We start from the raw sequence: 12,370 nt of genomic DNA on the forward strand, positions 1-12,370 counted from the left end.
CTTACTATTATTCAATCAATAAACAGAAACCAAAATAGAAATATTAACAAATTAAAAATTAATATTACCTAAATGCACTACGGGTTTACGAAAAATATTCGAACTTCAATTTTCTAATAGCGAACTTCGCATTTCGTAATACATAAAGCATAATTAAAGATGTTTCATTATTTTTACACAAAAAGTCTCAGAACTTATGATGTTAAAGAAAGAACGCGTCCAATTTGTGATTGATGAATTGGAAAAATTATATCCAGTTCCACCTATTCCATTAGATCATCAAGATGCTTTTACATTATTGATTGCCGTTTTATTATCTGCCCAAACAACAGATAAAAAAGTGAATCAAGTAACACCCGAATTATTTGCGAAAGCTGCTAATGCAAAAGCAATGTCGTTATTAGAAGTAGATGAAATAAAATATTATATCCGCGAAATTGGTTTATCAAATACAAAAGCCAAAAACATCAAACGATTATCCGAAATTTTAATCGAAAAATACGATGGAGAAGTTCCAGAAGGTTTTGATGAATTAGAAGAATTACCTGGCGTTGGACACAAAACTGCTTCGGTTGTGATGTCACAATGGTTTGGTCATCCAGCTTTTCCTGTCGACACACATATTCATCGTTTGATGAAATTATGGAAATTGACAAAAGGGAAAAATGTTGGAGAAACAGAAAAGGATGCGAAGAAAATATTTCCAAAAGAATTGTGGAATAAATTACATATTCAAATCATTTATTATGGACGTGAATATTCTCCTGCACGCGCTTGGAGTTTAGACAAAGATTTTATTACACGAAAAATGTTCGAATAAAAAATACCTTCCAAGATTGAAGGTATTTTCATTATTATTTTACAATTTCAAAAACTTGCAAACGAAGCTTTATCGTATCTACTTTACTCAACGTATCTTGCAAAATCAAATATTTTGGATCTAACTGCTTCACATAATAATTGTACGTTGTATCATTCAGAGACATCGTTAACAAACGTTTTGTTTTAGACGTATTATACACATACGTTCCTATCGTTTGTTCTTGTACACAATTTCCTTTTTCGGTTTTATACATGTTAGAATTATAATTCGTAACATCCGAAAAATCTAATGTAGACTGTCGCTCACAAGCCAACAACTTGTCTGTTTCCGTTATATTCCCTTTCGTTTTTCTAATTTCTTTCAATTGCCATTTTCCAGATCGCAACAATTGATCTTGCGATATTGCCAACGAATCGTCTTCTTTGCACGAAAAAACTGAAAGCAATAAAATTGATGCTAAAAATAGGCTGAATATATTTTTCATTCGGTTCAATAATTATGTGGTAAAAATAAAGATTTTGAATGACGTAAAGTGAATATAAAAAATAAACCTGAAAACTTATTTTCTTTATTTATTGTTTACGTAAAATATCATAACTGATTGTATTTGCTATTTTCTCAAATTTCTTATCAGAATCTACAATTTTTTTATCAATATATGTTTCAAAAGTTATCGTTTTATCTTGATTAATTTTCACAATTCTATCCTCAAAAATATAATCATCAATGTAAAATTGAATTCTATTATCAACAATTCGCCACAATGTTAATCGAGGCTCACTAGGAAAACAATTGCCATTACTTCCTTCTACATAGTTATAAATAGCATATCCATTATCCCAAATTGTATAATTTCTCATTAACCGACAATCATCAAATTCTTTAGACACTTTTTTGCCATTTTCATAAAAGCCCGATTCTTGTAATTTCCAAAAACCAATCACATTATCAGGTTTTAATTGTTGAGAAAACATTTTTGAAGAGAATAAGATTAATAGAATTAAAATAATTTTTTTCATAAGATTGATTTACCTTGTAAAGGTATATTTTTTACCTTATCAAATAAAAAGAATGAAAAAATTCATACTAGAAACTTCCGACAAATATCCAATTGCCGTAACCTCTTTTGGCGAAAACAACGCAACCAAAAAAATCATTGTCATTTCGTCTGCAATTGGTGTTAAACAAACTTTTTATGCCAAATGTGCAACGTATTTAGCTAATAAGGGATATTTGGTTTTTTCGTTTGATTATCGCGGAATCAGCGATTCTAAACCCAAAAAGTTAAAAGATTTTAAAGTGCATTTTACAGATTGGGCCGACAAAGATTTTTTAGGTTTGACACAATATATCGAAGAATTTTATCCCAATCACGAAAAATTTTTAATTGGTCATAGTATCGGTGGAATTATGATTGGTTTGACACGCGCTTACAAAGTTTATGATAAAATTGTAACAATTGGTTCTCAATATGGTTATATCAAAAATTTTCATCAAAAAGATAAACCAAAAGTAAATTTCTTTTTTCGTATTGCAATTCCTATTTTATCTGCTTTTTACGGATTTTTTCCTTCTCAAAAGGTTGGAATGGGTTAACCAGTTCCAATCGGAATTGCGAAAGATTGGCGAAAGTTAATTCTGAATGAAACTTCGATTTTAGGTTATGCAGATGAAACACAGAATTTATATGATGAGATTACAAAACCTGTTTTAATCATTAGTTTGGATGATGATTTTATGGCAACGCCAAAATCTGTAGATTTATTTGCTGAATTAGTTTTGAAAAATGTGAGGAAAAAACGTTTGAATATCATTCCTAAAGAATATGGATTGGATGAAATTGGACATTTGGATTTCTTTCGAGAAAAAAATAAAACCGAAATTTGGCATATTCCTCTTGATTATATTGAAGAATAAAAAAAACTCGAGAAGTTCTCGAGCTTTTAGCTTTTTATAAACGAATTCCAACTCCGCCCAAAACATTAATTCCGGCTTGTGGAAAATAATATCCTCCTCCATAATAATAACCGTTTGATTCGTATTCTACATCAAATAAGTTATTAATCAAGAACGAAAATTCAAGGTTTTTAATTCCTTTTACTTTTGTCGAATATCGAATCAAAAGATCCGAAACCAAATAACTATCTAATTTACCATCTGCTGGTTCTGTATTTGATAAATATTGTTCACCAACATACTTATTCGTCAAATTAATCAATACATTTTTGAAAGGAACAGCTTCAAAACCGAAAGCAGAAATCACATCTGGTGAAAGCGAAATTTTTGTTTTTCCATAATTTTTTATAGAAGAAATTCCTTTTTCATCCCAAGCCTCCTCTTCGTAATTTATATTTCTATTTTGACTTAAAGTTAAATTTCCAAAAATATTCAAGTGATTCGGAATAACTTTATAATTCGCATCCAACTCTATTCCTCTTCTATAGCTATTTCCAGAGTTAACACGCTTTCTTGCACCTACTTCATTTAACTCTCCTGTTGCAACCAACTGATTCTGGTAGTCCATATAATACAAATTTGCATTCAAAGAAAGTTGTCCTACTTTTCTATAACCAAATTCATAATCTTGTAGAAATTCTTCTTTTGGTTTAGATTTAGAATCTACATAATCATTTCTCAAAGGCTCACGATGTGAAATACCATAAGAAGCATACAATACATTTGAAGAATTGATTTTAAAATTTATTCCAGCTTTTGGATTCACAAAATTGAATGTATCCGAAAATGGTCTGAAATCTTCCTCATCATTTTTCCCATTTGGCAAATATTTCGCATCATATTCAACATAACGGTATTGCAAATCACCAAACAATTCAAATTTATTCAATTGATACAATACTTTTGCATAAGCAGCCAATTGCTTTTTCACAGAACGATTGTTGTAATATTTGAAATCTTTATCCTTAAAATCTGTGCCTTTTACCCATAAGACATTTCCATAATGATCGCCATCATATTCGTTTGCAGATAATCCGAAAAATACTTTAAAATCGTTTAATTTTTGATTTTCAACTTCAAGATTAAAACCATAAAAATCATTATCAAGATATTCACGATTAATTAAATTTCTTTTTTCTGAAGTTAAATAATCCAATTTATAACGTTTCAAACTGCGATTATTTTTATAGCTCTCGTAATAACCTTTACCTTTTGTGTAATGAAGTGTTAAATTTGATTTCCAATTATTCCCAAAATCTTGTAACCACGAAAGAAAATAATGATTTTGACGGTAATTATCGGTGTGATTTTTATAAAAACCTTCAACTTTTCCATTTTCGTCTAAAATTTCTCCTTCAAAATTATATGTTCTATCTTTTTTTAAAGTTTCAGCATCTACACCACTCCATGCCTGATACGTTTGTTCTTTTCCAAACATATTCTGAAATCTAAACTTTGTTTTTTCATTCAATTCATATAAGGCAGTAAAATCATAAGAGATTAAATCTGACCAAGATCTGTCTACATATCCATCCGAATTTATCTTAGAAAAACGTCCATCAATACTCAACTTATTATTTAGTATTTTTCCCGTACCAGCCTGAACTGTATATTTTTGCGTTTTATAATTTCCGAAAGAAACATTTGCTTCTGCAAAAGGAACGGTAGACGGATTTTGAGATTCGATATTAACACTTGCTCCAAAAGAAGCCATTCCGTTTGATGAAGTTCCAACTCCTCTCTGAATTATCATAGAACTTGTAGATGAAGCCAAGTCTGGCATATTCACCCAAAAAACACCTTGAGATTCAGGATTATTAAGCGGAATTCCATTTAATGTAACGTTGATTGATTGTTCATTAAGTCCACGAATTTTGATAGACGAATAACCAATTCCTGTTCCTGTATCGGAAGTTATAGAAACAGACGTAGCAGAATTTAACAAAGTTGGAATATCTTGTCCCAAATTCTTCTTTTGTAACATTTTATCAGTTACCTTTTCAACTGTAATCGGAAGTTTTTCGACAATTGAAACTTCTCCTAATTGAATTTCTTCTTTTTGAATAGAATCTTTTTCTTGTGCATAAAGAATAGATGCACCAAATAATGACAATAAAAAAATCGACCTTTTCATAATTAATTTTAAAAAATATTATGAAAGGAGCCATCTTACACTTTTATAATTTACGCGCGAATGTAATTTGGTGAAGTACCAGTTCCCTTAGCAGCATTACCTGCCCAGGTTCTTTGGGTATAATCTCAGCCTCTTGTAAAGAAGCACCCCTTTCGATTGAACTTCAAAGGTAATCTTTTTTTTGAAATTTAAAAATTAACGCAAATTCTTAATCTATTTTCAGTTCTGCAACAATCGGAAAATGATCTGATTTTATATCATCTCCACGATAAAAATTGGTCACTTTTATTTTCTTCGAAACCCAACATTGGTCAATATTTGTGCGGAAAATTGGAATAAAAGCATTCCAAGAATTATTCAATCCAAAACCAGAACGAGCATCTTTCATTTTATCCGATTGCACCAATTTGAAGTTCGGAGAATAAACTGTTGAATTCAAATCGCCAACTAAAATGATATTTTCATTCGGTAAAGCATCAATTTCTTGCTTCATCAATTCGTATTGTTTATTTCGTCTTTCAAAACGAGCCTGATTTGGTAAAGGCGGAACAGGATGTGTTGCTAAAATGCTTACCAGCTTAGCGTCTACAATAATTTCCGCTAAAATAGACGGATGCATTTCATCAATATAATTTTTTGTAGATACTTTAGAGAATGGAATTTTAGAATAAATCGCAATTCCAAAATTGTTACTTCTCACCTCTTCTTTATAATATGGATATTCTTTTCGGATAAACTCTACATGTTTTTGCCAAGCAGGCGTTAATTCTTGTAAAACAATTACATCACTTTTATCTTTAGCTAAATAATCTTTTAGATGTTGAAATTCTTCATTTTGAGAAAAAATATTGATCGACGTAATTTTAAAATTCGATTTTTCTCCTTTTGCATTTTCTCCAAAATAGAAATTTCCTATGTTTTTGTACGTAATAATCGGAATCGCAACCAAAGGAATCAACCATAAAATATTTTTCTTTTCTTCTTTTCGAATCGAATAATTGTAAATCAAACACAAGAAAAAAGCAATAATCAGCGCATACATAGAATATTGTACCAGCATATCGAATACAAAATATTGATAAAAACTCTTACTCGTCAAATAAATTCCAGCAAATACAAAAAATAAAATTCTACTCCATTTTGTTAACATCTCGTCAATACTTTTTTAATTCTCGTAAAAATAGAAATTATATTATTCATTAACTTCGCAATATGATAAAAATCGGAATTTTAGGAGGAGGACAATTGGGGTATATGTTTTTGCAAAATGCATTGCAATATCCTTGCGAGATTAGTATTTTAGATCCAGCTGCTGATGCACCTTGCGCGCCACATGCACATCATTTTGTACAAGGCGATTTCAAAGATTATGACACGGTTGTTGCATTTGGAAAAGATTTAGATGCCATCGGAATTGAGATCGAACACGTAAATGTTGAAGCATTACGTTATCTAAAATCAATTGGAAAACACGTTGTTCCAGATCCTGAAGCTTTAGCGATTATTCAAGACAAAGGAATTCAGAAAGAATTTTATGTCAATAATAATATTCCAACTGCGCCTTATCTTGGATTAGATAATTGGGAAGATTTAGAATCGAAACAAGACATCAGTTATCCAATTTTTCAAAAATCTCGAAAAGATGGTTACGATGGAAAAGGTGTTCAGTTCCTAAAATCTGAAGCTGATTTGGATAAAATGCTTCAAGCTCCTTCAATTTTCGAAACGCCAGCCGATTTAGATCGTGAAATTGCGGTTGTTACGGTTGCCGATCATTTAGGAAATATTGTCACCTATCCAACCGTAGAATTTGTCATCAACGAAGAATATAATTTATTAGATTATTTATTGATGCCTTCTACACTTTCGAAAGAAATCACTGATCGAGCGGAACAAATTGCGCGTGATGTTGTAAAAGCATTGAAATCTCCAGGAGTTTTCGCAGTTGAATTATTCTTGAACAAAGATCAATCGATTTGGGTAAACGAAACCGCTTCTCGTGTTCACAATTCTGGACATTCAACAATTGAAGCTGCTTATTCATCACAATTCGATCAAATGTTAAGAACGTTAATGCAATTACCACTTGGTTCTACAAAATTGTTTACTACTTCTGCTATGGTTAACTTAATTGGTGCTGAAGGACAAACTGGACAAGCAGAAATCGAAAATATTGAAGAATTATTGACGATTCCAGGAACATTTTTGCATTGGTACGCAAAAACTATCACAAAACCAGGTCGAAAAATGGGACACGTTACATTGGTGAATGATGATTTAGAACAATTAAAACAAAACATAAAACAAGTTAATGCAACGGTTAAAGTCGTGGCAAAAAAGTAACAACTATGGTAGGAATTATAATGGGAAGTGATAGCGATTTGCCTATCATGAAACAAGCTGCTGATCTATTAACAGAATTAAATATCCCTTTCGAATTGACAATTGTTTCGGCGCATCGTACGCCAAAACGTATGTTTGATTATGCAAAAACAGCGCATGAACGTGGAATAAATGTTATTATTGCTGGTGCAGGAGGTGCTGCGCATTTACCAGGAATGGTTGCATCTATTACGCCTCTTCCTGTTGTTGGTGTTCCTATTAAATCGTCAAATTCTATTGACGGTTGGGATTCGATTTTATCTATTTTACAAATGCCAAATGGTATTCCAGTTGCTACAGTTGCAGTGAATGCGGCGAAGAATGCAGGGATTTTGGCAGCGCGTATTTTAGGTGCGACTAATCCTACTTTACAAGAAAGATTAATCAAATATCAAGAAGATTTACAAAAAGCTGTAGAAGCGAAAATTGAAATCGTGAAAGGCGAATATCCGAATGGTTTTGATAAGTAAAAACTAATTTGTATGATTGAAAACTACATCCAATACTTAGGAGGCTATAATAAAGATAATATTGTATTTTCTGATATTGAGAAAGCTATAATAGAAATTAATGAAACAGATGATGAACATGGCGTATTTTGGGTTTCGGTAATTTCTGATGATGATTTTGAAAATGTTATAGAGACTTCAAAATCATTAGATTTAATTATAACATTTGATGAAATAGGTATTAAGTATAAAGCTAAAGACTGGAATGAAGTTAAAGAATTATACAAACTACTTTTAGAAGAAAAGTTTGACTTAATAAAAGCTCAAATTAAATAAACCAAAAACTCCCAAACTTTATAGTTTGGGAGTTTTTTATTGTAAGAAATTTTTAAATCTTAACGTAAAGCTCTATCGCGGTTATCAACCACATCAGCAGCTTGAATCAATGATTGTAACAATGTTTGTTGAAATTTACCTTGTAATTGACGGTTTAAATTATCCAAAATCATTGAACCTTTTTGATTCTTTTGAATTTGTTGGTTTGAAGGAATAATGTAGAAAACTCCAGCATTTCCTGCAATCGCCTTAGAAGATTGATTTGGTTTTACACCAAACGCAGCTCCTACAACTTTAGGTTCTAAACCAATTCCAGTTAAATTAGAATTAGAGAAGTTAACCGTAGCATTTCCTTTTTTCGCTCCGAATTTAGATGCAAAAGCATTCAATCCACCGTTTGCAACTTGCTCATCAACCAATTTAGCAACTTTTTCGTGCATCAAAACTGGCTCTACATATTGACGAACAACACTTGGATGTGCTAAACCTTTGTCAAATTTTTCAACTAAATGAACAACAATGTAATCTCCTGTAGAAGATGTAAACAAGTTTGTTGCTCCTTTATCTGTTTTCTTGTCAAAAGCCCATTTTAAGATATCTCCGTCCTGATCGTTTGGAATATCTTGACCAATCGCAGCATAACGCTCAATTCCTTCTGTTGTATTATTTAAATAACCACCTTTTTTCGCAGTATTTTTGAAATCATTCAATGATTTTCCTTCAACATTCTGAACATACGTTCTTGCATTTGTAAATGCTTTTTCTGTTGTCGCTTTAGAAGGCTCAATTGTTTTTACAATATTTGCAACTTGATAAGCTGTTTTGTTTTTCGCGTCATCAACTTTGATGATATGAAACCCAAATTGAGATTCTACCAAATCAACTGTACCAACTGGTTTTGTAAAAATAAATCCGTTGTAAGTTTGATCTAATTGATTGTTTTTTCCAACCCAACCAATGCTTCCTTTTTGTACAGCAGATGATTTATCATCCGATTTTGTTGAAGCAACTTCTCCAAAAGAAGCTGGATTAGCTTTTACCTCAGCTAAAATTTGTTCAGCTAATTTTTTTGCTTCGTCTTTTGTACGTTTTACTCCGTTTCCAGCAGCGCTTCCTGTATAAGAAACTAAGATGTGACTAGATTTTACAGAATCTTTTACTTCTTTCGATTTCGAAAGTTTGTATAATTGGTATGTATTTCCAATTTTGAAAGGTCCACCAATTTGTCCAACTGTAGCAGTTTTCAAGAAGTTTGTTGCTTCTGGTCCTAATTGAGCTTGTTCCAATTCTGCTTTTGTAAAATAATTTGGAATAAATGGTTTCTCAGAATTTTGAGTCACATAAACCGAATCACTTTTTGCAGAACCAAATGCTGCAATTGTATCTGTAACATTGTTTACTTCGTCATGAACAATTTGAGTTGACAAATACTTTTTGATGTTTGCTAAAGCAACAGCGTCATCAGCAGTCGAAGCTCCAGCAGGGAAATAAGTATAACTTAATTTTACTAAACCTTCTGCTTTGAACAATTTTGGATATTTCGCTTCGTAAGCAGAAATTTCTTCGTCTGTTACTTTTACATTTAATTTTTTAGCCAAAGTTGCGTAATCTACAAATGCATACTGAATATTTGCATTCGAAATATTGTATCCTTGTTGAATATCCGCTTCTTTACCTGTAACCGCTGTACCAGCCATTACATAACCAAAATATTTTTGAGATAAAATCTGTAATTTTATTTGTTCAGCAGTTTGCAACCAACCTCTATATTGTTGTTGCGCTTCTGGACTTGATGCCGCATTTGCTTCTAATTGAGCAATCTGTTGTTGTGCTTCTGCACCAGATGCCATTCCGAAGTTTTGAGCTGTATAACTCCAAAATTCATCATCAGAAACTTTTAAACCTAATTTTTCAGCATGTTGTTTCAACACTTTCTGACTAACTAAACTGTTCCAAGTTTGTTGAGCAATTTGATTTGGAGTTGCAGTTTGACCTTGATTTTCGTACATCTTTTGTGTTTGATCGTACGCACTCTGATATTCTGCAATACCAATAGGTTCTCCGTTCACTGTACCAACTACAGACGGATCTCCAGTAAATAATTGTTTTATTTTTGAATTCTCTCCGAATAAATCTCCTGCAACGAAAGCTAACATTGCAACTCCGATTACCACGAAGATCAGCCAAGTTTTTTTACGAATTTCTCCTAAAACTGCCATTGTTTTATTTTAATGTTATTTCTATAATAGGTGGCGAAAATACGACAATACATTGAATAATAAAATAGAAGAAGCGACAAGTATGCGCTTTTTTGTTAATTTTTTTAACGCTCTTTAGAATTTTTGATTATCATCAACATACTTAAATCCTTGATTATTGAATAAAGTATAGGTTTCTAAATCGTCAGTAGCTTGCAAACCGTTTTTCGCTGTTAACGAATCGCCTTCCTTGCTAATTAAGTAAACTTCTTTCGATGTATAAACTGTTTTATTTTTCTTATTCCAAAATAATTGTTCGCTTTTCAACGAATCACCTTTCTCATTTACGATAATTACGTTTCCTCTACCCTCGTACAATCCCGTTACGTCACTCAACTTCGCCCAATCTGCTTGAAAATAGACTGGTTTTACGCTTCCTTTTTGATAAAAATCAAGGTTTAAACCTTTTCTAAAAATCGTGTAAGGAGAATCTACCGTTGTATATTCTTCGATTAGTGGCGAACGCAAATTACCAGAAATTCTTCCCGAATCTTTGTTAATAATATTTGCATTGATAAGTGTGCGTGTTGGGAATTCTACCTTCTTTTTACTGATAGGAGGAAGTTCTTTTTTACAAGAAAAAAGCAAAACGAAAACGCTAATTAGACCAAATACAAGAGTTGATTTAATTAAAACTTTTTCGTTTGCTTTTTTATACAATTTTTGTTTGTCCAAAATTAGTCAATAACTCTTTTTCTAAACCAAATATCGTTAATATCAAATCCAACTTTAACTCCGAAATAATTTTCTTTAATTAAGTTGTTTGCTGTTTTTCCTTTTTGTCCGTACTCTAATGAAATATTCATCATAGAACCATCATTTTGTTTTCCGATTGGAAATCCAAAACCTAAAGTTGCTCCATAAGCGTCAATATCTGTTCCGTGAATAGAGTATTGAGCTGATTGATAATACATACCAGCACGATACGTTACACGATTAAAATAACTTTTGTAACTGTTATAATCTGGAATCCAATATCCACCAACAGCCAAACGTACATTATTTTTGTAATCTACCGCAGAAGACATTGTTGTATTTTGACCTTCTAATGGTTGAGAGAAATCTTTCCAATTATTATACTTTGCTTCTACAGCTAATGACCACGTATTATCTTTAGAATAAGATGCTCCTAAAGTAAATTGTTGTGGAATCTTAGTTTTTCCATTATCAATTCTAATAATAGAAATTGTATCTACAGAAGATTGTGCTGTTCCAATATATGTGTAAGAAGTTGTAAGATCTGTAACATCAGTTCTTAACTTAGTTCCTAATGTATAAGTAGCCCCAATGTTTAAATTGTTATTTTTTCCAATTTTCTTTGTATACATAGATCCCAACGTAAATTGAGCACCACGATAGTTCGATTTATCGCTATAATCTACAGCTAAACTTGCTCCATCTACAGCTAAAATCTCATTACGTTGCAACTCTCCGAAAAGATAATTAACACGCAAACCTAAAGAAAATCCTTTTGAAAGATTTCTTGAATAAAAAGCATGAAGACTATTTAACCCTCCATCACCTTTCATTTGTACAGTTTGTTTGATATTATTTTTCTCAGAAGTATTCATAATATCATATCCCAACGCTGTGTAAGGTTGAAAACCAACTCCGAAACTTCCTTTTTCACCAACTGGAAAAGCCAATGAAATATTAGAAACATTGAAACGACCTGCGTTTTCCTTATCTGTTCCAGATTTGAAATTATAATTAGTTCCACTTCCACTTGCATTGAAAGTTGTCATACGCAAGTTTTGGTTTGCCGCCGGATTCGAAAAATTCGCACTTTGTCCAAAAGGATTCGTAGGAACCGTTGAGATACCGCCCATACCAGCTTGTTCAGTATTATTATCAAACAATTGCTCCCCTACTCCGTATGCCGAATAAGGTGAAACTGATATTGACTGAGCTTTTATTGTTACCACGCTAAATAGTGATAAACTACAAATAATCCACTTCATTATGAATGTATAATAGAATTCTAAGACGCAAATATGATGATTTGTTGCGAATTGTAAAAATTAGATTGCAA

General features: G+C 31.8%; 13 protein-coding genes. 6 read left to right on the top strand and 7 right to left on the bottom strand.

Translation table 11 applies throughout. The features are described from left to right. Positions 1 to 199: 199 nt before the first annotated feature. On the top strand, positions 200 to 820 hold the full coding sequence (nth, locus tag B4L98_RS13485; RefSeq protein ID WP_286496167.1) for an endonuclease III: 621 nt from the start codon (positions 200 to 202) through the stop codon (positions 818 to 820). 34 nt (positions 821 to 854) lie between these two features. On the opposite strand, the gene B4L98_RS13490 is transcribed toward nth, so the two are convergent. Then, on the bottom strand, positions 855 to 1,307 hold the full coding sequence (locus B4L98_RS13490) for a lipocalin family protein (RefSeq protein WP_286496161.1): 453 nt from the start codon (positions 1,305 to 1,307) through the stop codon (positions 855 to 857). An 88-nt stretch (positions 1,308 to 1,395) separates the two neighbouring features. Beyond that, positions 1,396 to 1,842 carry a lipocalin family protein gene (locus tag B4L98_RS13495; protein ID WP_221855703.1) on the bottom strand — a complete coding sequence of 149 codons (447 nt, stop codon included), beginning with the start codon at positions 1,840 to 1,842 and terminating at the stop codon, positions 1,396 to 1,398. A 52-nt stretch (positions 1,843 to 1,894) separates the two neighbouring features. Between B4L98_RS13495 and B4L98_RS13500 the strand changes: the two genes are divergently transcribed. Then, on the top strand, positions 1,895 to 2,419 hold the full coding sequence (locus B4L98_RS13500) for an alpha/beta fold hydrolase (protein ID WP_291078491.1): 525 nt from the start codon (positions 1,895 to 1,897) through the stop codon (positions 2,417 to 2,419). Between the two features lie 141 nt (positions 2,420 to 2,560). Further along, on the top strand, positions 2,561 to 2,740 hold the full coding sequence (locus B4L98_RS13505) for a hypothetical protein (protein WP_291078493.1): 180 nt from the start codon (positions 2,561 to 2,563) through the stop codon (positions 2,738 to 2,740). A gap of 34 nt (positions 2,741 to 2,774) precedes the next feature. Here the strand turns inward: B4L98_RS13505 and B4L98_RS13510 are convergent, their stop codons facing one another. After that, positions 2,775 to 4,913 carry a TonB-dependent receptor gene (locus B4L98_RS13510; protein ID WP_291078494.1) on the bottom strand — a complete coding sequence of 713 codons (2,139 nt, stop codon included), beginning with the start codon at positions 4,911 to 4,913 and terminating at the stop codon, positions 2,775 to 2,777. Positions 4,914 to 5,121: 208 nt separating this feature from the next. After that, positions 5,122 to 6,063: an endonuclease/exonuclease/phosphatase family protein gene (locus B4L98_RS13515; RefSeq protein ID WP_280051875.1), complete on the bottom strand. Its 942-nt coding sequence runs from the start codon at positions 6,061 to 6,063 to the stop codon at positions 5,122 to 5,124. Between the two features lie 62 nt (positions 6,064 to 6,125). Between B4L98_RS13515 and B4L98_RS13520 the strand changes: the two genes are divergently transcribed. The 3 genes from B4L98_RS13520 to B4L98_RS13530 are packed head-to-tail and all read left to right on the top strand — an operon-like array spanning position 6,126 to position 8,080. Then, positions 6,126 to 7,256, top strand: coding sequence for a 5-(carboxyamino)imidazole ribonucleotide synthase (locus tag B4L98_RS13520; protein ID WP_291078495.1), 1,131 nt, complete (start codon positions 6,126 to 6,128; stop codon positions 7,254 to 7,256). Positions 7,257 to 7,261: 5 nt separating this feature from the next. Further along, positions 7,262 to 7,765 carry a 5-(carboxyamino)imidazole ribonucleotide mutase gene (purE, locus tag B4L98_RS13525; RefSeq protein ID WP_291078497.1) on the top strand — a complete coding sequence of 168 codons (504 nt, stop codon included), beginning with the start codon at positions 7,262 to 7,264 and terminating at the stop codon, positions 7,763 to 7,765. Between the two features lie 12 nt (positions 7,766 to 7,777). After that, the gene (locus B4L98_RS13530) at positions 7,778 to 8,080 is read left to right on the top strand and encodes a hypothetical protein (RefSeq protein WP_291061492.1); all 303 of its coding nucleotides are present in this window, start codon (positions 7,778 to 7,780) and stop codon (positions 8,078 to 8,080) included. A gap of 59 nt (positions 8,081 to 8,139) precedes the next feature. Here the strand turns inward: B4L98_RS13530 and B4L98_RS13535 are convergent, their stop codons facing one another. From B4L98_RS13535 to B4L98_RS13545, 3 genes are all read right to left on the bottom strand, one after another. Continuing rightward, positions 8,140 to 10,299, bottom strand: a complete 2,160-nt coding sequence (locus B4L98_RS13535; RefSeq protein WP_291078499.1) for a SurA N-terminal domain-containing protein — start codon at positions 10,297 to 10,299, stop codon at positions 8,140 to 8,142. A 114-nt stretch (positions 10,300 to 10,413) separates the two neighbouring features. After that, complete coding sequence (gene lptC, locus B4L98_RS13540; RefSeq protein ID WP_291078501.1) at positions 10,414 to 11,013, bottom strand: LPS export ABC transporter periplasmic protein LptC; 600 nt, start codon at positions 11,011 to 11,013, stop codon at positions 10,414 to 10,416. 2 nt (positions 11,014 to 11,015) lie between these two features. Continuing rightward, positions 11,016 to 12,299: an OmpP1/FadL family transporter gene (locus B4L98_RS13545; protein ID WP_291061486.1), complete on the bottom strand. Its 1,284-nt coding sequence runs from the start codon at positions 12,297 to 12,299 to the stop codon at positions 11,016 to 11,018. Positions 12,300 to 12,370 lie beyond the last annotated feature (71 nt).

Source organism: Empedobacter sp. UBA5528 (genome assembly GCF_002426075.1).
In the GTDB taxonomy this organism is placed as follows: Bacteria; Bacteroidota; Bacteroidia; order Flavobacteriales; family Weeksellaceae; genus Empedobacter; species Empedobacter falsenii_B.